Below are 23705 nucleotides of genomic sequence, written 5' to 3'. Positions count from 1 at the left end.
CCCCCCCCCGGGGGGGGGGGGGGGGGGGGGGGGGGGGGGGCCCCCCCCCCCGCGGCCGTACGCATGCATGTAATCGGCGAACACCGGATTGATCAGCAGCGGGACATGACCGTACAGGTCGTGAAAGCAGTCGGGCTCCTGCAGATAGTCGAGTTGGTCCGGGCGGCGCATCCACCACGTCACTGCAAAGCGGCGGTTAGCGAGATGCTCGAAGAACACGTGGTCCGGCACGAGACCCGGTACTGCAACGATTTGCCAACCGGTGGCGGGCGTCAGTTTCGCGTTGACTTCATCGAACGAAGGCACGCGGTCGGCCGGCATGCCGATGCTTTCGATACCGGCCAGAAACTCGTCGCAGACGCGACCCTTGAGCAGCGCGGTCTGACGTGCGTAGAGTTGTTGCCAGACCGCGTGGTCGACGGCGCCGTATCTCTCGGTCGGTTGGTCGATGGTGAAATCGGCGCGGGTTTCGAGGCCGGCGTCGAATTGCTCTTGGAGCCTGACGGTATTGGCGGTGCTGGCGGTGGACATGGCGTGCTGCGTTGTGCGGTGCTTGCAAGTGAAATGGATGATGCAAGTGTAGAGCGGCAGGCGCGCGGGAAGGGCGTAATAATGGCGTATTAGGTCGAGAATATGCAATAATCGTGCATCAAATTGCAATTCAATGCGGAAAATCGACATGTTGGAACTCGATCACTTCGATCTCGCGCTGCTGGACGTGCTTCAGCGCTTCGGCCGGGCCACGCATCAGCAACTGGCCGAGCAGGTGCCGCTGTCGCCGTCGCAGATCGGACGGCGCTTGCAGCGGCTGGAACAGGTAGGCGTGGTGGACGGCTATCGTGTGGTGCTGCGCCCGGAAAAGCTTGGGCTCGGCGTCACCGCTTTTACGAGTTTGAAGTTGAAGCACCACGGCGATTCGATCATCGAGCAATTCCAGCAACAGATCGATGTGTTGCCCGAAGTTCTCGAGTGTCATGCGGTGGTGGGCGATGCCGACTACCTGCTGCGCATCGTCGCGCCCGATTTGAACTATCTGTCGACCTTCGTCATGAAGAAGCTGATGCGTGTCCCTGGCGTGGATAGCGTGCGCTCGAACATCGTACTCACCACGTTCAAGCGCAATGGGCCGTTGCCGCTTGGCCACCTGTCGCCGGGGGCGGCCGCCGGATGATGCGGCCGCGTGGGTTGTGATCGTCGTTGCGATCGCGGCTGCGTGAACTTCGACGCGGCCCGCGCGGAGGCAGGTTTAGGCCACGAGCTTCGGCTCGCTGTCCGGACTGAGCAGATCGACGTAGGCCACCGCAACCAGATCCGATTCCTCAACCCCGAGGCGCTTGAACATCGCGTGGGCTTCGGCGTGGCCGCCTGCTTCGTCGTCGTCCTGAGCGAGCACCACTTCGAGTTCGACAAAGTCGCCCAGACCGTCGACCCGGTCCAGATGAATCCGCGTGCGCCCGGTCAGATACACATGCCGTTCCTTGCTGACGATGCCGCGCGTGGTCAGCGCGGTGGCGAGCAGTGCGTGCATGGCTTCGGGATTGGTCACGGGGCTGCGCGTGTAGTACGAGGCCTTCGGGCCGTCGCGGTCGTCACGCTGGTAGAAGATCAGTTCGGCCGGCGTGCCGTCGTCGAACTGGCGCAGTTTTAGACGGCCGCGCGGCACGTCGTAGAAAAAGTCCTGCTGGCGGAAGATCAACGGTGCGTCCGTCGTGAGCTGGGCCGCGCGCTCGCGCAGTTGCTCGAAATGCTGGGCGCGGGCTTTGATTTCAATGTTGCGTGCCATGTCAGGTTCCTGTCGAAAGATGGAGTGTTCGGCAGCGTCCGGTCATGCCGGGGCGGAGCTGCCGGGAAGGACAAAGTCAAACGGAACAGAAAACGATGCGGGGCCGGCTGGTCAGCGCGAACCGCCAATCTAACAAAAACTGCGTGACGGCGTCGTTGCGGATGCAGGGGTGTGGGCGGGCGATTGCGAAAGGGGCTTGCTACGGCGGCTAACGAACGCCCGGCTGCAAGCGGGTGTCATTAAGGTCAGGTCGCGCCGCGCATGTTTGGCATTAGCGCGGCTCATATCGCAGTTGTGCCTACGTCGTCCAGCGTATCTGAAACGCTCGCGGACCTGCGCTCATGTCCGCGTTCACGTCGCCCATTGCTGTTCGATCAGCTTCAACGCCGCTGCAATGGCCGGTTCGTCCTTGCGTTCTTCAAGCGTGACGAAGCTGAGCTGGGTCGGCACCGTGACGCCCTCGACGATGGTCAGCGCGTGTGCATGCGCTTCGGCGATCGCAGTGGCGTCGCGCGCGAGCGTGAGGCCCACGCCCGATTTGACCAGATCGAGCATCGACGGCTCCTGATCCACTTCTGCGACCTTGACCGGTTTCACGCCTGCTTCGTCGAAACAGCGCGATAACAGCCGGTTGTGCGCGGACGCGGGCGGCGTCCAGATCCACGGCAGCGCGGCGAGCGAACGCCAGTCGCGCGCACCTTTGACGCGATCTTTCCAGCCGGCCGGTGCCAGCACGCGATATTGGAAGTGGGTGAGCGTGACCGCGTGGAAGGTGGCCCCGTCGCGCGGATCGTCATCGGACGGCAGGCCGATGTAATAGCCGACATCAAGCTCGCCCGCGCGAATTTGCGCCAGCACCCAGCCCGACATACCGTGTCGCAAAGCCGTTTCGATGTGTGGCCAGGTCTCGACCAGCTGTTTGAGAAAGCCGCCCAGACGTAGAAACGCTGGGTCGAGAATCGTGCCGATCCGCAAGCGTCCGCGCACTTCGTGACGCAGCGACTGCGCGGCCCGCTGCACGTCGGCCGCCGCGCCCAGCGCGCGTTCGGCGTGGGGCAGCAGCGCCTGGCCGTCGCGCGTGAGCGAGAGCCCGTGCGAGGTCCGTGAGAACAGCGTGACACCGAGCGTCTCCTGCAAATGCTTGATTTGCAGGCTGACGGCGGGTTGGGTCAGGTGTAGTTGCACCGCAGCACGCGTGAGGTTGCCCTCCCGCGCGACGGTGACGAAAGCCCGGAGCAGAATGAGGTCCATAACCTGATATTAGCGCGGCTTATAGCGCAGTTGAGCATTACTCATTGGATTTGTCGCCTCGAAGCGCTTTACGCTTGGCGTTCATCAGGCTCGCAGCGCGCCTTGCGCGCCGAGCGGACGACTTCACAGGAAAGAGGACGGACATGAGCGAGACACTTCAGGACGAGACCCAGCGCAGCTTGACCAGCGCACGTGCGCTAACCCATTTCATCAATGGCAAGACCCTCGACGGCACGAGCGGGCGCTTTGGCGATGTCTTCAATCCGGCGCTCGGTAGCGTAAGCGCACGCGTGCCGCTGGCGAGCGTCACCGAGGTGGACGCGGCGGTTGCCGCCGCGCGGGCCGCTTTTCCCTCATGGAGCGAAACCGCGCCGATCAAGCGGGCGCGGGTGCTGTTCAAGTTCAAGGAATTGCTCGACCGTCACCACGACGAACTGGCGGAGCTGATCACGCGCGAGCACGGCAAGGTGTTCTCTGATGCGAAGGGCGAGGTGATGCGCGGCATCGAGATCGTCGAGTTCGCGTGCGGTATTCCGAATCTGTTGAAGACCGACTTCACCGATCAGATCGGCGGCGGCATCGACAACTGGAACCTGCGCCAACCGCTCGGCGTGGTCGCCGGCATCACGCCGTTCAACTTTCCGATGATGGTGCCGTGCTGGATGTTCCCTGTCGCGATCGCGTGCGGCAATACGTTCGTTTTGAAGCCGTCGGAGCGCGATCCGTCCGCGTCGAACCGGCTCGCCGAATTGCTGAAGGAAGCGGGCTTGCCCGACGGCGTGTTCAACGTCGTTCACGGCGACAAGGTGGCGGTCGACGCGCTGCTCGTGCATCCCGAAGTGAGCGCGTTGTCGTTTGTCGGTTCGACGCCGATCGCCGAGTACATCTACACGGAAGGCACGAAACACGGCAAGCGCGTGCAGGCTTTGGGCGGGGCGAAGAATCATCTGGTGGTGATGCCGGACGCCGATCTCGACCAGGCCGTCGATGCGCTGATCGGCGCCGCATACGGTTCGGCGGGCGAGCGATGCATGGCGATTTCGGTGGCGGTCGCGGTAGGCCATATCGCCGATGAACTGATCGAGCGGCTGACACCGCGCGTGCAGAGTTTGAAGATACTCAACGGGATGGAGTCCGCGGCCGAGATGGGTCCGTTGGTCACGGCGAAGCATCGCGAGAAAGTGGTCGGGTATATCGACGCCGGTATCGCGGCGGGCGCGAAGCTGGTGGTCGATGGTCGCGGTCATCAGGTCGCCGGTCACGAGCAGGGTTTCTTTCTCGGCGGCACGCTGTTCGATGACGTGTCGACCGACATGAAGATTTATCGCGAAGAGATTTTTGGACCGGTATTGTGCGTAGTGCGTGTGCCGGATTTCGCGTCGGCTGTCGAACTCATCAACGCTAACCAGTTCGCCAACGGGGTGTCGTTGTTCACGTCGGACGGCGGCGTTGCCAGGGCTTTCTCTCGACAGATCGAGATCGGCATGGTGGGTATCAACGTGCCGATTCCGGTGCCGATGGCGTGGCATTCGTTCGGCGGATGGAAGAAGTCGTTGTTCGGCGATCATCACGCGTATGGCGAGGAAGGCGTGCGGTTCTACACGCGCTACAAGAGCATCATGCAGCGCTGGCCTGACAGTATCGCGAAGGGCGCCGAGTTCACGATGCCGGTCGCCAAATAGTCCGGTTCGGTTGCCGCACAGAGAAAACAAATAAAGCAGAGCATCGCGGCCGCAGGGGAACCATGCGGCTCGCGGAAAAAAGCTTAGGAGACTGAATCATGAGCCAAACCGAAAGCACGCATGCGGCTGGCCGTCGGCTGGAAGGCGAATTCGACTACATCATCGTCGGCGCGGGCACGGCGGGTTGCGTGCTCGCCAATCGGCTGACCGAAGATCCGGAAGTCCACGTGCTGCTGCTGGAAGCGGGTGGCAACGACGACTACCACTGGATTCACGTGCCGGTCGGCTACCTGTATTGCATTGGCAATCCGCGCACGGACTGGCTCTATAAGACGCAGCCGGAAGCAGGGCTGAACGGACGCGCACTGTCATACCCACGTGGCCGCGTGTTGGGCGGCAGTTCGTCGATCAACGGCATGATCTATATGCGCGGCCAGCGCGAGGATTACGACGAATGGGCTCGCGTGACCAACGATCCGTCGTGGTCATGGAACGCCGTGCTGCCGGTCTTCAAACGCAGCGAAGACCATCACGCCGGTGCAAACGAATCGCACGGCGCGGGTGGACCGTGGCGCGTCGAAAAACAACGGCTGAAATGGAAGATTCTCGAAGAGTTTTCGAAAGCCGCGCGGCAGAACGGCATCCCCGCCACAGATGACTTCAATCGCGGCGACAACACCGGCGTCGGCTACTTCGACGTCAATCAGAAACGCGGGATTCGCTGGAATGCGTCGAAAGCGTTCTTGCGCCCCGCACTCAAGCGTCCGAATCTGACGGTCATCACCGGCGCGCACACGCAGCGCGTCATGTTTGAAGGACGCCGCTGCAGCGGCGTCGAATATCGCGGCGATAACGTCGACTATCTCGCCAAAGCCCGCTGCGAAGTGATCCTCAGTTCGGGTGCGGTCAACTCGCCGCAGCTGCTCGAATTGTCCGGTATCGGCAACGGCGCACGGCTGCAAAATCTGGGTATCGAGGTCGTCAAGGACCTGCGTGGCGTCGGCGAAAATCTCCAAGACCATTTGCAGTTGCGCATGGCTTATAAAGTCGAGGGCGTGCGCACGCTCAATACGGCCTCCGCGCATTGGTGGGGCAAGCTGATGATCGGCGTGCAATACGCGCTGTTGCAAAGCGGCCCGATGTCGATGTCGCCGTCTCAGCTCGGCGCGTTCGCCAAGTCCGACCCCGACGACCGCTCGATCACGCGTCCGGACCTCGAATATCACGTGCAGCCGCTTTCGCTCGATCGCTTCGGCGAGCCGCTGCATCGGTTCAATGCGTTCACCGCGTCGGTGTGTCAGTTGCGGCCTGCTTCGCGCGGCAGTATCCACATCGGATCGGCCGAGGCGTCGGCGCCACCGTTGATCGCACCGAACTACCTGTCCACTGATTACGACCGGCATGTCGCCGCCAACGCGTTGCGTCTTACACGCCGCATCGCCGCGGCACCGGCGCTCGCGCGCTATCGGCCGCAAGAGATTCTGCCTGGCATTCAGTATCAGTCTGAAGAAGAACTGCAACAGGCCGCGAGCCTCGTCGGCACGACCATCTTCCATCCGGTCGGCACGTGCCGCATGGGCACGACCGACGATCCGGCTGCGGTGGTCGACAATCGGCTACGAGTTATCGGAGTCGACGGGCTGCGCGTGGTCGACGCGTCCGTGATGCCGAACATCACGTCGGGTAACACCAACTCGCCAACGCTGATGATTGCCGAGCGTGCGAGCGACATGATCCGCGAAGATCGCCGCGCGCGCGCGAGCCGCAGCGTGGCGGCGCAAACCAGCACGGCGCCTTCGATGTCCGCTGTGTGACAGAAAAGCACGAGGGTACGTACGCACGAAGGCAGACAGCCAGCCAAGTGAGACACCGTTTATGTTTTACCGAATGGGCGCCTCGCATGCGTCGATCCAGCACGGACGGGCATCATCCACTAAGTGCAAATCCCAATGAATGCGCTGCATCATTGGCGCGACAATGGCAGCCATGCTGCGTGCCACGCCATGGACTACCGTCCGGATTGGTGCAGCACGCAAACGAGCGGCAAGGGGTGCCGCCGTCATAACAGTCGCGCAGAGCTTCGCGCGAAAAAATCGTAATGCTTCGCCTTACTCCGTATGGAAGGGAACATGATTCTCGGCGATACGATTCTCGAAACGCGCGGACTGACACGTGAGTTCAAAGGCTTCATTGCCGTGAACGGGGTGAACCTGCGCGTGCGCCGTGGCTCGATCCATGCGCTGATCGGACCCAATGGGGCAGGCAAGACCACCTGCTTCAACCTGCTCACCAAGTTTCTCGAACCGACTGCGGGTCAGATCGTCTTCAACGGCATCGACATCACGAACGAACGGCCGGCGCAGATCGCGCGTCGCGGCATCATCCGTTCGTTTCAGATCTCCGCTGTATTTCCGCATCTGACAGCATTGCAGAACGTGCGCATCGGCTTGCAACGTACGCTCGGTACCGCGTTTCATTTCTGGAAGAGCGAACGCACGCTGCATCAGCTCGACGACCGTGCAATGGACCTGCTCACGCAGGTCGGATTGACCGATTTCGCGGACGTGCCGACGGTCGAACTTTCATATGGCCGCAAACGCGCGCTTGAAATTGCCACCACGCTCGCGATGGAGCCGGAGCTGATGCTGCTCGACGAGCCGACGCAAGGCATGGGCCACGAAGACGTCGACCGCGTAACGGCGTTGATCAAAAAAGTATCGAGTGGTCGCACGATTCTGATGGTCGAGCACAACATGAACGTGATCGCGGGCATCTCCGACACGATCACCGTGCTGCAACGGGGCGAAGTGCTCGCCGAAGGCAGCTACGCCGAAGTGTCGAAGAATCCGCTCGTGATGCAAGCCTACATGGGCAGCGCCGACGCAGCGCTTGCCGGAGCCCACGCATGAATACGATTGTCGAGGGCGAAGGCCTCGAAGTGAGCGGTACGAGCGGCGCTGCACCCGCGCTGGAGATCGCGGGCTTGCAGGCCTGGTACGGGGAATCCCACATTCTGCATGGCGTCGATCTGACCGTGAGCCGGGGCGAAGTCGTCACGCTGCTCGGTCGCAACGGCGCAGGGCGCACCACCACGCTGCGCGCGATCATGGGCCTGACGGGGCGGCGCACCGGCTCGATCCGAATCGGCGGACGCGAAACGATCAACCTGCCCACGCATCGCATCGCGCATTGCGGCATTGGTTATTGCCCGGAAGAGCGCGGGATTTTTTCGAGCCTCTCGTGTGAGGAAAATCTCCTGTTGCCGCCGCCCATCGGCGACAAGGCGCACATGATGTCGCTCGAGGAAATCTATTCGATGTTTCCGAATCTGCAGGAACGCCGCGCGAGCCAGGGCACGCGGCTCTCAGGCGGCGAGCAGCAGATGCTGGCCGTCGCGCGGATTCTGCGCACCGGCGCGAGCCTGCTGCTGCTCGACGAAATCTCGGAAGGACTGGCGCCGGTGATCGTACAGGCCCTCGCCCGCATGATCATGACGCTGAAGGCGCGCGGCTACACGATCGTGATGGTCGAACAGAATTTCCGCTTTGCCGCGCCGCTTGCCGACCGCTTCTACGTAATGGAGCACGGCGCGATCGTCGAGCACTTCGGGGCGAACGAACTCGAAGGCAAGATGCCGGTGCTACACGATTTACTGGGTGTATAGAAACGCGCCCGATTGATTGCCTCTGATAACCACAAGCGAAGAAACCAGGAGACACGAATGAAAAAGAACCCACTCGCGCGGCTTGCCACACTTTGTTTCGCGGTTGCGGCCGGGGCCGCTTTCACGATGGGCAGCGCGCAAGCGGCCGACGATGCGGTGAAGATCGGTTTCATCACCGATCTGTCGGGGCTGTACGCGGATATCGACGGCCCGGGCGGCCTCGAAGCGATCCGGATGGCGATCGCCGACTTCGGCGGCAAGGTCAACGGTAAGCCGATCACGCTGGTATACGCGGATCACCAGAACAAGGCCGATATCGCGGCGTCGCGCGCGCGCGAATGGTTCGACCGTGACGGCGTCGACATGCTGATCGGCGGCACGAACTCGGCGACGGGCCTGTCGATGAACACGGTGGCGGGCGAGAAGCACAAGGTCTACATCAGCATCGGCGCGGGCGCTGACACACTGACCAACGAGCAGTGCACCCCGTACACGATCCACTATGCGTACGACACGACCGCGCTCGCCAAAGGCACCGGTTCGGCGGTGACCAAGCAGGGCGGCAAGACGTGGTACTTCCTGACGGCTGACTATGCGTTCGGCAAGGCGCTCGAAAAGAACACGTCGGACGTGGTGAAAGCGAACGGCGGCCAGGTGCTGGGCGAGGTGCGTCATCCGCTGTCCGCGTCGGACTTCTCGTCGTTCCTGCTCCAGGCGCAGGCGTCGAAGGCGCAGATTCTCGGCCTCGCCAACGCCGGTGGCGATACGATCAATTCGATCAAGGCCGCCAAGGAATTCGGCATCAACAAGACGATGAAGATTGCCGCGCTGCTGATGTTCATTAACGACGTGCATAGCCTAGGCCTGGAAACCACCCAAGGTCTGGTGCTGACGGATAGCTGGTACTGGAACAAGGATGCCAACACGCGCAAGTGGGCCCAGCGCTATTTCGACAAGATGAAGAAAATGCCGTCGAGCCTGCAAGCCGCCGACTATTCGGCGACCATGAACTACCTGAAGGCCGTGCAGGCGGTCGGCTCGACCGACTCCGACAAGGTGATGGCGCAATTGAAGAAGGCCAAGATCGACGACTTCTACGCGAAGGGCTACATCCGTCAGGACGGCAGCATGATCCACGACATGTACCTGATGCAGGTGAAGACGCCGGCCGAATCCAAAGAGCCGTGGGACTACTACAAGATCACCGCGACGATCCCGGGCGAGCAGGCATTCACGACCAAGGCGGAAACGCGCTGCGCGCTGTGGAAGTGAGCGGGGTTTAAGGTTCTTGAGGCCGTCTTGCTGTCGTCGCGGCGCCGCATAGGTTGGCAATTGCGCGGCGCCGGCGGGCAGGCAGACGGCAAACCGTTTCACATGCCGCGCGCGAAGGGCGTCGTTGCCACCTGTCGCGCGCCGGCCCGGTCGTGCGTGAGCGATCTCACCTTGGTAATGGCTTCAGGGGTTAAGGGCTTCAATGGATATCTTTGGCGTTCCGCTTCCGGCGATGCTGAGCCAGCTGCTGCTGGGGCTCGTGAACGGCTCGTTCTACGCGATTCTGAGTCTCGGGCTGGCGGTGATCTTCGGCTTGCTCAATGTGATCAACTTCGCGCACGGCGCGTTGTTCATGCTCGGTGCAATGCTCGCGTGGATGGGGCTGTCGTATTTCGGCCTGCCGTACTGGGTGATGCTCGTCCTCGCGCCGCTGATCGTGGGGCTGTTCGGCATCGCGATCGAACGCTCGATGCTGCGCTGGCTGTACAAGCTCGATCACCTGTATGGGCTGCTGCTGACCTTCGGACTGACGCTCGTCGTCGAAGGCGTATTCCGCTCGATCTACGGTTCGTCCGGCCAGCCGTATGACGTGCCGTCGGCGCTGTCCGGCGCGACCAATCTCGGCTTCATGTTCCTGCCGAATTATCGTGCCTGGGTGGTCGTCGCGTCGTTGGTGGTGTGCTTCGCGACGTGGTTCGTGATCGAGAAGACGCGCCTCGGCGCTTATCTGCGCGCGGGCACCGAGAATCCGAAACTGGTCGAGGCGTTCGGCGTCAACGTGCCACTGATGATCACGCTGACCTACGGCTTCGGTGTCGCACTGGCGGCGTTTGCCGGCGTGCTGGCCGCGCCGGTCATTCAGGTCTCGCCGCTAATGGGTCAGCCGATGATCATCACCGTGTTCGCGGTGGTCGTGATCGGCGGGATGGGTTCGATCATGGGCTCGATTCTCACCGGCCTGATGCTCGGCGTGATCGAAGGGCTGACGCGCGTGTTTTATCCGGAAGCGTCGGCGACCGTCGTCTTCGTGATCATGGCGATTGTGTTGCTGGTGCGGCCGGCGGGTCTCTTCGGCAAGGAAAAATGATGCAGAGAAAAGTACTCTACGGTCTGCTGCTGATCGGGCTCGTTGCGGTGCCCGTGCTCGGCATCTATCCGCTCTTCGTGATGAAGGTGCTTTGCTTCGCGCTGTTCGCGGCGGCGTTCAATCTGCTGATCGGGTATACCGGCTTGCTGTCATTCGGTCACGCGATGTTCCTCGCGTCGGCCGGCTACGTCACCGGCTATGCGATTCAGACGCTCGGCTTTTCGCCGGAACTCGGCGTGATTGCCGGCACCGCGGTGGCGACCTTGCTGGGGCTGGTCGTCGGATTCTTCGCGATTCGCCGGCAGGGCATCTACTTCGCGATGGTGACGCTGGCGCTCGCGCAAATGGTCTACTTCGTGTTCCTGCAGGCGCCGTTCACGCACGGTGAGGACGGACTGCAAGGGGTGCCACGCGGCAAGTTGTTTGGTCTGCTGGATCTGTCGTCGGATGTGGCGCTGTACTTTGTCGTGCTGGCCGTAATGGTGCTGGCGTTCCTGCTGATCGTGCGGATCGTGCATTCGCCGTTCGGGCAGGTGCTGGTGGCGATCAAGGAAAACGAGCCGCGTGCGGTGTCGCTCGGCTACGACACGGATCGTTTCAAGCTGCTCGCATTCATTCTGTCGGCGGGCCTGGCCGGCCTCGCGGGCTCGCTCAAGGTGGTGGTGCAGGGCTTCGAGACGCTCGGCGACGCGTACTGGACCATGTCCGGTCTGGTGATCCTGATGACGCTCGTGGGCGGCATGGGCACGCTGTTCGGACCATTGCTCGGCGCGACGTTGATCGTCGCGCTGGAAGACCGGCTCGGCGATATCGGCGGTGCGCTTGCGGCGACGACCGGCATCGACTGGTTCCGCTCGCTGGGCGAGTCGGTGACGATCGTGACGGGCGTGATCTTCATTGCTTGCGTGCTGGCGTTCCGGCGCGGCATTGTCGGCGAGATCGTCGCGCGGGTGCGGCCGCTGCGGGCTTGATGCGCGGCGACGTGTAATGACGCGCACAATTGATTCGGCATCCGATGTAATTTTCAACATTTTGAAGACTGCTGCTCTAGTGAATGGTGGTATCGGAGACATAGTCAAAGCCGCTGGCGACAGCGCCAGACGTGCCCCATTTCGGTGCCGCACTGCACCACTAGGGTAATTGCTAGTTGTAGTCAAAGGGGTGCTCGTTTAATCTTCATGCAGTTCTGATGCACCACGAATTTTGCAGGTGGAGAACGAGGAGACAATGAGGCACTCAGTGCCCAGACGAAAGCGCTGTTGGATTGATATCCAACAGCGCTTTTTATTTGCGCTTTCATAAAGCGCCATTCCTTTCTTGCGCTAATTCGGCCGACTTTTTTTATTCACCGGACGGCACACGATCCGGCCCGGCTCAACCCTGCAAATCGCTTGCGGCGCGGGGCTTTCGTCCGCTAAACTTGCTATTCACCGACCACTGGGTTGGTATTTAAATCCGCGGATTTAAATTCAATTGAATAACGGTGTAATAGAGGAGTGGGATGAAGTCGGCATTGCGTTGGATTAGCGCGGCATTGGTCGCCACCGGAGTCTCCGCAACATGGAGCGGTCATGCATTCGCGGACGTGAAAATCGGCGTCACGGTGTCGGCAACGGGGCCGGCCGCCTCGCTCGGCATTCCGGAAAAGAACACGATTGCGCTGCTGCCTAAAGAAGTGGCGGGCCAGAAAATCGACTACATCGTACTCGACGATGCGACCGATTCGACCCAGGCGGTCAAGAACGCCCGCAAGCTCACCAGTGAAGACCACGTTGACGCATTGATCGGCTCGACCGTCGTGCCGAACTCGCTCGCCATGATCGACGTCGCCGCCGAAAGCACCACGCCGATGATCTCGATGGCGGCTGCGGCGAGCATCGTCGAACCGATGGACGCGAAGCGCGCGTGGGTCTTCAAGACTCCGCAAAACGACATCCTGATGGCCACCGCGATTGCGCAGCACATGGCGAATCACGGCGTGAAGACGGTCGCGTTCATCGGCTTCGCCGACGCGTACGGCGAGAGCTGGTTCAAGGAATTCGGCAAGGCAGCCGATCTCGCGAAGATCAAGATTGTCGCGAACGAACGCTTCGCGCGCAACGACACATCGGTCACGGGCCAGGTGCTGAAGATGATGTCGCAGAATCCGGATGCGGTGCTGATCGCGGGTGCGGGTACGCCGGCCGCGTTGCCGCAGAAAACGCTCAAGGAGCGTGGCTACAAGGGCAAGTACTACCAGACGCACGGCGTCGCGAATAACGACTTCCTGCGCGTGTGTGGCAAGGATTGCGAAGGCACTTATCTGCCGGCCGGTCCGTTGCTGGTTGCGGATCAACTGCCGGATTCGAATCCGGTGAAGAAGACCGCGCTCGCGTACAAGCATGCTTACGAAACCGCGTACGGCGCGGGTTCAGTGTCAACCTTCGGCGGTCACGCTTGGGACGCCGGCTTGTTGCTGCAACGCGCGATTCCGCTCGCGCTGAAGAAGGGCCAGCCGGGCACACCGGCGTTCCGTGACGCGTTGCGCGCAGCACTGGAAAACACCAAAGACATGCCCGCGTCGCACGGCATCTTCAACATGAGCGCGAACGACCATGCTGGCCTCGACCAGCGGGCGCGCGTGATGGTGGAGATCGTCGGCGGCAAGTGGAAGTTGTCCGGCGACTGAGCGAAGGCGAAGCGATACGGGATCTCATCGAAAAAGACGCGTGCAGTTGACGCGTCTTTTTTATCGCCCGCGTCACGTGAAAAAGTGTGGTTTCGTCGCTTCGGGACAAACCCGCATTTGAGTTGGGCTCTATTGACCGTCAATGATGCAGAACGCAATACTACTAACATGTTAGTAGTTTGCCGGTTTGAATTCGCAGTTGCAAAGTAGGGCCACTGAATGCCACTCATCGTGGGAAATTGCAGCAGCTGGCAGAAGTGGTGAGCAGGGGAGTGGCATCCAACAAAACGGCGAAGGTATTCGCGTCGAGCAGGGAAAACCATGCTTGGCACGCCTGAACCCTATAACTAGATTCGGACACCCGGCCCGTAAGCCGGATTATAGATACGCGTTTCAAAGCGTTTGGAGACTCGCAATGAACAAGACTAGGCAATGGGTACGCACCGGCATCGCAATGGCGTTGATGTGCGGTGCGGGCGCGGCGTTCGCGCAGGTGAAGATCGGCGTGACGTTGTCGACGACTGGACCCGCTGCATCGCTCGGGATTCCTGAGAAGAACACGATTGCACTGCTGCCGAAAGAGATCGGCGGCAAGACTGTGCAGTACATCGTGCTCGACGACGCGTCGGATACTGGCAAGGCGGTGCAGAACACGCGCAAGCTGATCGATGAAGACCACGTCGACGCGATCATCGGTTCGACCGTCACGCCAAACTCGCTCGCGATGCTCGACGCCGCGGCCGAAGGCAAGACGCCGGTGATTTCGCTGGCGGCATCGGCGGCGATCATCTCTCCGATGGACGGCAAGCGCGCATGGGCCTTCAAACCGCCGCAGAACGACAGCCTGATGGCCGACGCGATCGCCGACTACATGGCGCATCACGGCGTGAAGACGGTCGGCTTCATCGGCTTCGCGGATGCGTACGGCGACGGCTGGAACAACGTATTCACCGCCGCGGCCGCCGCGCACAATCTGAAGATCGTATCGAGCGAACGCTTTAACCGCACCGACGCATCGGTGACCGGCCAGGTCCTCAAGACGATGGGCGCGAACCCCGACGCGGTGCTGATCGCGGGCGCGGGCACACCCTCGGCGTTGCCGGCCAAGACGCTCAAGGAGCGTGGCTACAAGGGCAAGGTCTATCAGACGCACGGCGTCGCGAATAACGACTTCCTGCGCGTGTGCGGCAAGGATTGCGAAGGCGAATTCCTGCCGGCCGGTCCGATCCTCGTCGCGGATCAATTGCCCGAATCGAATCCGGTGAAGAAGTCATCGGAAGCGTACAAGGCGGCGTATGAGAAAGCGTATGGCGCGGGCTCGGTGGCGACCTTCGGCGGTCACGCGTGGGATGCCGGCCAGATGCTGCAAACCGCGATTCCGGTCGCGCTGAAGACCGCTCAGCCGGGCACCGAAGCGTTCCGCGTGGCACTGCGCGGCGCGCTCGAAAGCATCAAGGAACTGCCGGTGTCGCACGGCATCATGAACACCACCACGACCGACCACAACGGCCTCGACAAGCGCGCACGCGTGATCGTGCAGATCGTCGACGGCAAGTGGAAGCTGCAAAACGACTAAAGCAAAAAAAGCGATACGCGCCTCTCGCGCAATTCGCGGCGCATGACGCCGCATTGCCATTCTGTTCGATGACAATGGCAACGACCGCCGCGCCGTGTTCCGGCGCGGCGGTCGCCTTTTCAGGCATTGCAGGTCGGTGGACGGGCGGGAATTGCGCCGCCACGATCGTTTCCCGGTTTTCGATTTCGACGCTTCAGGACGAGGAAGTATGGATCTATCAATTGCGGCGATCCTCGCGCAGGACGGCATCACCACCGGCGCGATCTACGCGCTGCTCGCGCTCGCGCTAGTGCTGGTGTTTTCCGTGACGCGGGTGATCTTCATCCCGCAGGGGGAGTTTGTTTCGTATGGCGCGTTGACGCTCGCCGCACTGCAGACACAGAAATTTCCGGCCACCTGCTGGTTGCTGATGGCGATGGGTGCAGCGTGCTTCGTCGTCGAAACGGCGGGGCTGGTGCGGCATCCGGAGCGGCGGCGACACGCGGCGCGCACGCTGGTGATGCTGGTCGGGAAATACCTGCTGTTTCCGATCGCGGTGTACGCGATCACGCGCGGCGTATTTCTACAACCGCTGCCGATGATTGTGCAAATTGCGCTGACGCTTCTGATCGTGATTCCGATGGGACCGTTCGTCTACCGGCTCGCATATGAGCCAATCGCGGAGGCGACCACGCTGCTGCTGCTGATCGTGGCGGTGGCGGTGCACTTCGCGATGGTCGGCTTGGGGCTGGTGATGTTCGGCGCCGAAGGCTCGCGTACGACCGCGTTCTCAGATGCGACGTTCAACATCGGCAGCCTGACGATCTCCGGGCAAAGCCTGTGGGTGGTCGGCACCGCGGTGGTGTTGATCGGCGCGCTGTATCTGTACTTCGACCGCTCGATCTCGGGCAAGGCGTTGCGCGCGACGTCGGTGAACCGGCTCGGCGCGCGGCTCGTCGGCATCGGCACGACGCAGGCGGGGCGCCTCGCGTTCACGCTGGCTGCAGGGCTCGGTGCGCTGTGCGGCATCCTGGTCGCACCCCTGACCACCATCTACTACGACTCGGGCTTCCTGATCGGTCTGAAGGGTTTCGTGGGGGCGATTATCGGCGGCCTCGTCAGCTATCCGCTGGCGGCGGCGGGCTCGATCCTGGTGGGGCTGCTGGAGTCGTATTCGTCGTTCTGGGCGAGCGCTTATAAAGAAGTGATCGTGTTCACGCTGATCATCCCGGTACTGCTCTGGCGAAGTCTTGCCAGCCCGCACGCCGAAGAGGAAGAGGAGTGACACGATGAAACGGATCATGCAAAACAAGTTCTTCTGGTTGTTCCTCGTGGTGCTGTTCGCGCTGCCGGTGTTGCCGCGGCCGATCCACGTGCCTGAGTACTGGGTCACGCTGCTCAACTATATCGGCCTGTATTCGATTGTCGCGATCGGCCTCGTGCTGCTGACCGGTATCGGCGGGATGACGAGTTTCGGGCAGGCGGCGTTCGTCGGCATCGGCGCGTACGCGACCGCGTATCTGACGACGAACTACGGCATCTCGCCGTGGCTCGCGCTGATCGCGGGTGTCGTTGTGACGGCGTTGATCGCACTGATGCTGGGGCTCGTGACGATGCGTCTGTCCGGGCACTTTTTGCCGCTCGGCACGATCGCGTGGGGGCTCGCGCTGTTCTACCTGTTTGGCAACCTGGAAATGCTCGGCAAGTACGACGGCATCAATGGGATTCCGGTGCTGAATATTTTCGGCATCAACCTGGAGTCGGGCCGCCATATTTACTACCTGATCTGGCTGGTCGTGCTCGGGGCAGTGATCTCCGTTCAGAATCTGCTTAATAGTCGGCCGGGACGGGCGATTCGCGCGCTGCGCGGCGGCGGTATGATGGCGGAGGCGATGGGCGTGAATACCGCGTGGATGCGCGTGGTGATCTTCGTCTACGCGGCGGTGCTGGCAGCGGTCTCGGGCTTCCTGTACGCCCATCTGCAACGCGCGGTGAATCCGACGCCGTTCGGCCTGAATCACGGCATCGAGTTTCTGTTCATGGCGGTGGTGGGGGGCGTCTCGCATGTGTGGGGCGCGGTGCTCGGTGCGGCGATCCTGACAGTGCTGCAGGACTATCTACAAACGCTGCTGCCGAAGCTGCTGGGCGAGAACGGCAACTTCGAAGTGATCGTATTCGGCATCTTGATGGTGTTGCTGCTGCAGTACGCGCGGCAAGGGGTGTGGCCGTTTGTCGCGCGCTTTTTCCCGCGCGGCCCGCGCGCTCATCTGGCGGATCATGCGGAACCGTTGCCGCAGCGCAGCAAGCCGCAGGCCGGCGAAGATCTTCTGACAGTGAACAAAGCGCGCAAGCAGTTCGGCGGGCTGGTCGCGGTGAACGATGTCAGCTTCGAGGTGAAAGCGGGGCAAATCATCGGGTTGATCGGGCCGAACGGCGCCGGCAAGTCGACCACTTTCAATCTCGTCACCGGCGTGTTGCAGGCGACCAGCGGCGAGATCACGTTCCACGGCGAGCGGATCGATTCGCTGAGTTCACGTGAAATCGTCAAGCGTGGGATCGGTCGGACCTTCCAGCACGTCAAACTGCTGCCGGGGATGACGGTTCTGGAGAACGTTGCGATCGGCGCGCATCTGCGTGGGCACGCGGGCGTCTGGCGCAGTGTCGCGCGCCTGAACAACGCGGAAGAGGCACGCTTGATGGCCGAAGCGGCTCGGCAGATTCGCCGCGTCGGGCTCGAACAGCATATGTACGACGAAGCGGGCAGTCTGGCGTTGGGCCAGCAGCGGATTCTCGAGATCGCTCGGGCATTGTGTTGTGATCCAACGCTGTTGCTGCTCGACGAACCGGCAGCGGGCTTGCGCTACCAGGAAAAGCTGCAACTCGCCGACCTGCTGCGTCGCCTGAAGGCCGAAGGTATGAGCGTGCTGCTGGTCGAACACGACATGGATTTCGTGATGAATCTCACCGACAGGCTTGTGGTCATGGAGTTCGGAATCCGGATCGCGGAAGGCTTGCCGCTGGACGTTCAGCAAGACCCCGCGGTGCTCGAAGCATATTTGGGCGGGGTGGAGTGATGGAGAACACAGTGAATGCTGCTACACCGATTCTCGAAGTGGACGGTCTGTCGGTCCGGTACGGCAAGGTCGAGGCGCTGCACGGTGCGGCGATCAAGGTGCGAGCAGGGCAAATCGTTTCGGTGATCGGGCCGAACGGCGCGGGCAAGTCCACGTTATTGAATGCGATCATGGGCGCATTGCCGAATACGGGGCACGCGAAGGGCGCGGTAGTCTATCAGGGCGAAGATGTGAGCGCGGTGCCGGTCGAGAAGCGGGTCGCGCGTGGCATGTGTCTGGTGCCCGAAAAGCGCGAGCTTTTTGCATCAATGACAGTTGAGGACAACCTCGTTCTCGGCGCTTATCGACGCAAGCGCGCTGGGGAACGCAATTTTCTCGAACAACTCGAACCGGTCTTTACGCTGTTTCCGCGTTTGAAGGAGCGCCGCAAGCAGGCTGCTGGGACTTTGTCCGGCGGTGAGCGGCAGATGCTGGCGGTAGGGCGCGCATTGATGGGCAAGCCCGATTTGCTGATGCTGGACGAGCCGAGCCTGGGTCTTGCGCCGCTGATCGTCAAAGAAGTTTTCCACATCATTAGCGCGCTGCGGGAGACCGGGGTAGCGACACTTCTGATCGAGCAGAATGCGCGCGCGGCGTTGCAGATTTCGGACTATGGCTATGTACTCGAAACTGGGGAACTGGTAATGGAGGGGCCGGCAGCTGATCTGGCGCACAATCCTCGTGTGATCGAAACGTATCTGGGGCTGGCCAAGAAAGTGGCTTAGTCGCCGGTTTTTTCGCTGACTGCTGCGCTTCGAAGCGGTGTGTTTCACGTGAAACACACCGTTTTTTTTCGGGTCGGCCACCTAGACGAAATTCGGGCCTAAACCGAACCCGTTATAATTCGCCCATACATTTTCCTTTGAAAGGCTCACGCGTCGATCTGGCGTGAGATCCGCGATGCTTTTTCCCACAGAATTTGACGTAATCGTCGTTGGCGGCGGTCATGCCGGCACGGAAGCCGCGTTGGCTTCGGCGCGCATGGGCAATACGACGCTGCTGCTGACTCACAACATCGAAACCCTCGGCCAGATGAGCTGCAATCCGTCGATTGGCGGTATTGGCAAAGGCCATCTGGTCAAGGAAGTTGACGCACTTGGCGGTGCAATGGCGGCCGCGACGGATGAGGGCGGTATCCAGTTCCGTATCCTGAATTCGTCGAAAGGGCCCGCCGTGCGGGCGACGCGCGCTCAGGCCGATCGTCTGCTGTACAAGCAGGCGATCCGGCACCGGCTGGAGAATCAGCCGGATTTGTGGCTGTTCCAGCAAGCCGTCGACGATTTGATGGTGGAAGGCGACTGTGTCGTTGGGGCAGTCACGCAGGTGGGGATTCGTTTCCGGGCGCGCGCCGTGGTGCTGACGGCCGGGACGTTCCTCGACGGCAAGATTCATGTGGGCTTGAACAACTACACCGGCGGCCGCGCAGGCGATCCGGCGGCGATTTCGCTGTCCGCGCGGCTGAAGGAATTGAAGCTGCCGCAGGGCAGGCTCAAAACGGGTACGCCCCCGCGTATCGATGGCCGCACGATCGACTTCTCGCAGCTCGAAGAGCAGCCGGGCGATCTCGATCCAGTGCCCGTGTTTTCATTTCTTGGGCGCGTCGACCAGCACCCGCGGCAAGTGCCGTGCTGGGTCACGCATACGAACGAGCGTACGCACGACATCATCCGCGGCGGCCTTGATCGGTCGCCGATGTATACGGGCGTGATCGAAGGAGTGGGGCCGCGCTATTGCCCGTCGATCGAGGACAAGATTCACCGTTTCGCGTCGAAGGAATCGCACCAGATCTTCCTGGAACCGGAAGGGCTAACGACTAACGAGTTCTACCCGAACGGAATCTCCACGAGCCTGCCGTTCGATGTGCAGCTCCAACTGGTGCGTTCGATGCGCGGCCTGGAGCACGCGCACATTCTGCGGCCGGGCTATGCGATCGAATACGACTATTTCGACCCTCGCGGACTGAAGGCTTCGCTGGAAACCAAGGTGATCAACGGGCTGTTCTTTGCCGGGCAGATCAATGGCACGACCGGATACGAAGAAGCGGCCGCGCAAGGCCTGCTGGCGGGCATCAATGCAGGGTTGTATGTGCAGGGCAAGGAAGCGTGGTGCCCGCGTCGCGACCAGGCTTACCTTGGCGTGCTGGTCGACGATCTGGTCACACGAGGCGTATCCGAGCCGTATCGGATGTTTACAAGCCGGGCCGAATATCGGCTGAGCCTGCGCGAAGACAATGCCGATATGCGGTTGACCGAAATCGGCCGCGAGCTTGGCGTGGTCGACGATGTTCGTTGGGAAGCCTTTAGCCGCAAGCGCGACGCTGTTTCACGTGAAACAGAGCGTCTTCGCACGACTTGGGTCAATCCTAAGACGTTACCTGATGACGAAGCGACCGCTTTGCTCGGCAAGCCGATCGACCACGAATACAGCCTGGCGGATCTGCTGCGTCGTCCGGGCGTCAGCTACGACGGCGTGTGCGGCTTGCGTGCCGGTGCATGTGGCGCGCCTGAAATCCTTGCTGAAGACGACGTACTGCTCGCTCAGATCAAGGAGCAGATCGAAATCGGCATCAAGTATCAGGGCTATATCGACCGTCAAGCCGGGGAGATCGTACGAAACGAGGCCAATGAAAGCGCACGTCTGCCCGAGGGATTGGACTACGCGGAAGTCAGAGGTCTCTCGTTCGAAGCGCGTCAGAAGCTGACGCAATTCCGACCCGAAACCATCGGCCAGGCGTCGCGCATCTCCGGCATCACGCCGGCGGCGATTTCCTTGCTAATGGTCCATCTGAAGCGCGGCTTGGGCCGCCGTTCGACGAAACCCGCCGAACCCGGCACCGATACCACGCCGGTGACGCAATGACGGTGAGTCAGAAGGGAAGCGCTCAGCAGACGTTGGCGCCGTTGCTGGCAAGCGGGGTCCGCGAACTTGGTCTCGATTTGAGCGACACCCAGCAGGGCAAGTTGCTCGACTACGTCGCGCTGCTGGCGAAGTGGAACGCCGTCTATAACCTGACGGCGATCCGCGATCCGCGGCAGATGCTGATCCAGCACATTCTCGATTCGCTTTCGATCGTGCCGCATCTCGCGCCTCGTGGGCCGTCGTCGGTGCTCGACGTGGGTTCGGGCGGCGGCTTGCCTGGGGTTGTCCTAGCGATCGTTTTGCCCGACTGGACGGTCACCTTGAACGATATCGTTCATAAGAAAACGGCCTTCCAGGCTCAGGCGAAGGCGGAACTGGGTCTGGCGAATCTGTCGGTGGTGACCGGCCGCGTCGAGACTTTGCAGCCGGGCGCCGAAGTACCGGCAAAGTTCGACGTAATTGTCTCGCGCGCATTCGCAGAACTCACGGATTTCGTTACACTGGCCCGTCATCTGGTTGCGGAGCAGGGGGCGATCTGGGCGATGAAAGGCGTGCGTCCGGATGGCGAAATCGAACGCTTGCCGGTGGGCGCCCACGTGGAACAGATTATACGGCTGAACGTGCCGTCGCTCGAGGCCGAGCGGCATCTGATCAAGGTCGTAGTGGACGCCGACAACTGAGGCCGGCGCTAGCCTCGTGCATCACCGCGGCCGAATCAACGATTTTTACTTCATCCAGAAGCAGCAAAAGGGACACACGAACGATGGCAAAAATCTTCTGCGTTGCGAACCAGAAGGGCGGCGTCGGCAAAACGACGACCACAGTCAATCTGGCCGCGAGCTTGGCAGCGCAGGGACAGCGAGTCCTTCTCATCGACCTGGACCCGCAGGGCAACGCCACGATGGGCAGCGGCATCGACAAGGCCGCATGCGCAAACACCGTCTACGAAGTGCTAGTGGATAGCGTATCGGTGACCGACGCGCGCATCCGTCCGGAAGCCGTCGGTTATGACGTGTTACCCGCGAACCGCGAACTCGCGGGCGCAGAGGTGGAGCTCGTCAGTGTGCAGAATCGTGAACGTCAATTGAAGGCCGCGCTCGCGGCGGTCGAGAGTGAATACGATTTTGTGCTGATCGACTGCCCGCCAGCTTTGTCGCTGCTGACGCTCAATGGGTTGTGCGCCGCCCACGGCGTCGTGATTCCGATGCAGTGTGAGTACTTCGCGCTCGAGGGTTTGTCCGATCTGGTCAACACGATCAAGCAGGTACACGCCAACCTGAACCGGGACCTGAAGGTCATTGGTTTGCTGCGGGTGATGTTCGATCCGCGCATTACGCTGCAACAGCAGGTTTCGGATCAATTGAAAGAGCATTTCGGCGACAAGGTATTCGACGTGGTAATCCCACGCAACGTGCGTCTGGCCGAAGCGCCGAGCTATGGTTTGCCGGGCGTGGTGTTCGACCGGGCATCGCGTGGCGCGCAGGCGTATGTGCAGTTCGGCGCGGAAATGATTGAGCGGGTGCGCGCGTTGAACGACGCGCCCCAGGCATCCTGAGCGGATCGAGGAAGCACGATGAACGCAGTAGCAAGAAAGAAGGGACTGGGACGCGGCCTTGAGGCGTTGCTGGGCGGCACCGCCGACATCACCGAAACGGTGACGATCGAGGGTGCGCCCAACGTGCTGCCGCTCAGCAAGATGCAGCCGGGCAAGTACCAGCCGCGCACACGCATGGACGAAGGCGCGTTGCAGGAACTGGCGGCAAGCATTCGCGCGCAGGGGGTGATGCAGCCGATCCTCGTACGTCCCGTGTCGGCGGACAGGTACGAGATTATCGCCGGGGAGCGGCGTTTTCGCGCAGCGCGTCTCGCGGGCCTCGAGGAAGTGCCGGTACTGGTGAAGGACGTGCCGGACCAGGCCGCCGCCGCGATGGCGCTGATCGAGAATATTCAGCGCGAAGATCTGAATCCGCTGGAAGAAGCGCAGGGCATCCAGCGCTTGCTCGACGAGTTCAATTTCACGCACGAACAGGCGGCGGAGTCGGTCGGCCGTTCGCGTAGCGCGGTATCGAATCTGCTGCGCCTGCTCAACCTGGCGTCGCCGGTGCAGACGATGTTGCTGGCCGGCGATCTGGACATGGGGCACGCACGGGCGCTATTGGCCGTCGACGCCGCAACGCAGATCACGCTGGCCAACCAGGTCGTGAACAAGCGACTGTCCGTGCGCGAGACTGAAAAGCTGGTGGCGGTCACCACCAAGGCCGCGCCTGCGGTCAAGGCGCGCGCGAATCCGGACGGCGGACGCGACACGCGGCGGCTTGAAGAAGAGCTGTCGGATTTGCTTTCGGCGACGGTAAAGATCAAGCTCGGTCGACGGGGTAGGGGGCAGGTGCTGGTGGACTTTGGTGATCTGGATGCGTTGGAAGGTATTCTCGTGCGGTTGCGAGGTAATGCGACGGTGTAAGACACGCAATGCATCGGACGAGTGCTGAATAGGCTTGCGGCGGGGTGGTCGATCGCTCGCAAGCTATTTGGAACGATTCGGGCATGTTCAGCGTTCGCCGAAGTGTTGTGCTGGGCGTGCCGAATTGAAAGGCCAATTTTATTGATCTGTATTCCAAATCAATTCCAATTGGATTCCTGAATAAAAAATCGAACTCTGATGATAAGGAATCCAGATATTTTGCTATGTTGTGAAATCTCTGTGGCGGCGGCAAAGGCGTTTGATTTTGCCAACTGAACAGGCCGTGCCGTGCGTCCGACCGCAGCGATTG

19 protein-coding genes and 1 pseudogene are annotated in these 23705 nt (G+C 61.5%); 17 read left to right on the top strand and 3 right to left on the bottom strand.

Features of this window, described 5'->3' with window-relative positions:
* Positions 1–681: pseudogene (locus P0D89_RS24585) on the bottom strand (hypothetical protein); the annotation flags it as partial.
* On the opposite strand from P0D89_RS24585, the gene P0D89_RS24580 reads away from it, so the two are divergent.
* Positions 680–1171 (top strand): Lrp/AsnC family transcriptional regulator, encoded by a 492-nt coding sequence (locus tag P0D89_RS24580; RefSeq protein WP_149670028.1) that lies wholly within the window; start codon positions 680–682, stop codon positions 1169–1171. The pseudogene P0D89_RS24585 and the gene P0D89_RS24580 overlap by 2 nt on opposite strands.
* Positions 1172–1246: 75 nt before the next feature.
* On the opposite strand, the gene P0D89_RS24575 is transcribed toward P0D89_RS24580, so the two are convergent.
* Both P0D89_RS24575 and P0D89_RS24570 read right to left on the bottom strand, forming a co-directional pair.
* Positions 1247–1783 (bottom strand): class IV adenylate cyclase, encoded by a 537-nt coding sequence (locus tag P0D89_RS24575; RefSeq protein ID WP_408359802.1) that lies wholly within the window; start codon positions 1781–1783, stop codon positions 1247–1249.
* A 351-nt stretch (positions 1784–2134) separates the two neighbouring features.
* Positions 2135–3034, bottom strand: a complete 900-nt coding sequence (locus tag P0D89_RS24570; protein WP_408359800.1) for a LysR family transcriptional regulator — start codon at positions 3032–3034, stop codon at positions 2135–2137.
* A gap of 143 nt (positions 3035–3177) precedes the next feature.
* On the opposite strand from P0D89_RS24570, the gene P0D89_RS24565 reads away from it, so the two are divergent.
* The 16 genes from P0D89_RS24565 to P0D89_RS24490 all read left to right on the top strand — a co-directional run bounded on the left by P0D89_RS24565 (position 3178) and on the right by P0D89_RS24490 (position 23395).
* The gene (locus tag P0D89_RS24565) at positions 3178–4716 is read left to right on the top strand and encodes a CoA-acylating methylmalonate-semialdehyde dehydrogenase (protein WP_408359796.1); all 1539 of its coding nucleotides are present in this window, start codon (positions 3178–3180) and stop codon (positions 4714–4716) included.
* A 98-nt stretch (positions 4717–4814) separates the two neighbouring features.
* Positions 4815–6530: a GMC family oxidoreductase gene (locus tag P0D89_RS24560; RefSeq protein WP_408359794.1), complete on the top strand. Its 1716-nt coding sequence runs from the start codon at positions 4815–4817 to the stop codon at positions 6528–6530.
* A 315-nt stretch (positions 6531–6845) separates the two neighbouring features.
* On the top strand, positions 6846–7625 hold the full coding sequence (locus P0D89_RS24555; RefSeq protein ID WP_408359792.1) for an ABC transporter ATP-binding protein: 780 nt from the start codon (positions 6846–6848) through the stop codon (positions 7623–7625).
* Complete coding sequence (locus P0D89_RS24550; RefSeq protein ID WP_408359790.1) at positions 7622–8380, top strand: ABC transporter ATP-binding protein; 759 nt, start codon at positions 7622–7624, stop codon at positions 8378–8380. Before P0D89_RS24555 ends, P0D89_RS24550 begins: the two co-directional genes overlap by 4 nt.
* Positions 8381–8437: 57 nt before the next feature.
* Positions 8438–9652, top strand: a complete 1215-nt coding sequence (locus tag P0D89_RS24545; protein ID WP_408359788.1) for an ABC transporter substrate-binding protein — start codon at positions 8438–8440, stop codon at positions 9650–9652.
* A 202-nt stretch (positions 9653–9854) separates the two neighbouring features.
* On the top strand, positions 9855–10739 hold the full coding sequence (locus tag P0D89_RS24540; RefSeq protein ID WP_408359786.1) for a branched-chain amino acid ABC transporter permease: 885 nt from the start codon (positions 9855–9857) through the stop codon (positions 10737–10739).
* Positions 10739–11710 (top strand): branched-chain amino acid ABC transporter permease, encoded by a 972-nt coding sequence (locus P0D89_RS24535; RefSeq protein WP_408359784.1) that lies wholly within the window; start codon positions 10739–10741, stop codon positions 11708–11710. The genes P0D89_RS24540 and P0D89_RS24535 overlap by 1 nt, the downstream gene beginning before the upstream one ends.
* Before the next feature lie 530 nt (positions 11711–12240).
* The gene (locus P0D89_RS24530; RefSeq protein WP_408359782.1) at positions 12241–13407 is read left to right on the top strand and encodes an ABC transporter substrate-binding protein; all 1167 of its coding nucleotides are present in this window, start codon (positions 12241–12243) and stop codon (positions 13405–13407) included.
* 415 nt (positions 13408–13822) lie between these two features.
* Positions 13823–14983 carry an ABC transporter substrate-binding protein gene (locus P0D89_RS24525; RefSeq protein WP_408359780.1) on the top strand — a complete coding sequence of 387 codons (1161 nt, stop codon included), beginning with the start codon at positions 13823–13825 and terminating at the stop codon, positions 14981–14983.
* A gap of 208 nt (positions 14984–15191) precedes the next feature.
* A complete protein-coding gene (locus P0D89_RS24520) occupies positions 15192–16247 on the top strand; it encodes a branched-chain amino acid ABC transporter permease (RefSeq protein ID WP_408359778.1) in 1056 nt (351 codons plus the stop codon).
* 4 nt (positions 16248–16251) lie between these two features.
* Positions 16252–18036, top strand: coding sequence for a branched-chain amino acid ABC transporter ATP-binding protein/permease (locus P0D89_RS24515; protein ID WP_408359776.1), 1785 nt, complete (start codon positions 16252–16254; stop codon positions 18034–18036).
* Complete coding sequence (locus P0D89_RS24510) at positions 18036–18800, top strand: ABC transporter ATP-binding protein (protein ID WP_408359773.1); 765 nt, start codon at positions 18036–18038, stop codon at positions 18798–18800. The genes P0D89_RS24515 and P0D89_RS24510 overlap by 1 nt, the downstream gene beginning before the upstream one ends.
* Before the next feature lie 175 nt (positions 18801–18975).
* Positions 18976–20934: a tRNA uridine-5-carboxymethylaminomethyl(34) synthesis enzyme MnmG gene (gene mnmG, locus P0D89_RS24505; protein ID WP_408377383.1), complete on the top strand. Its 1959-nt coding sequence runs from the start codon at positions 18976–18978 to the stop codon at positions 20932–20934.
* A complete protein-coding gene (gene rsmG / locus P0D89_RS24500) occupies positions 20931–21614 on the top strand; it encodes a 16S rRNA (guanine(527)-N(7))-methyltransferase RsmG (RefSeq protein WP_408359769.1) in 684 nt (227 codons plus the stop codon). Before mnmG ends, rsmG begins: the two co-directional genes overlap by 4 nt.
* A gap of 83 nt (positions 21615–21697) precedes the next feature.
* Positions 21698–22489, top strand: coding sequence for a ParA family protein (locus tag P0D89_RS24495; RefSeq protein ID WP_408359767.1), 792 nt, complete (start codon positions 21698–21700; stop codon positions 22487–22489).
* 18 nt (positions 22490–22507) lie between these two features.
* Entirely contained in the window at positions 22508–23395 is an 888-nt protein-coding gene (locus P0D89_RS24490) for a ParB/RepB/Spo0J family partition protein (RefSeq protein ID WP_408359764.1), read from the top strand.
* Positions 23396–23705 lie beyond the last annotated feature (310 nt).

This window comes from Paraburkholderia sp. RL18-085-BIA-A (assembly GCF_046027075.1).
Classification (GTDB): Bacteria; Pseudomonadota; Gammaproteobacteria; order Burkholderiales; family Burkholderiaceae; genus Paraburkholderia.
Note: the sequence above shows the minus strand (reverse complement) of the source record. Positions and strands in the feature narration are given on the sequence as shown.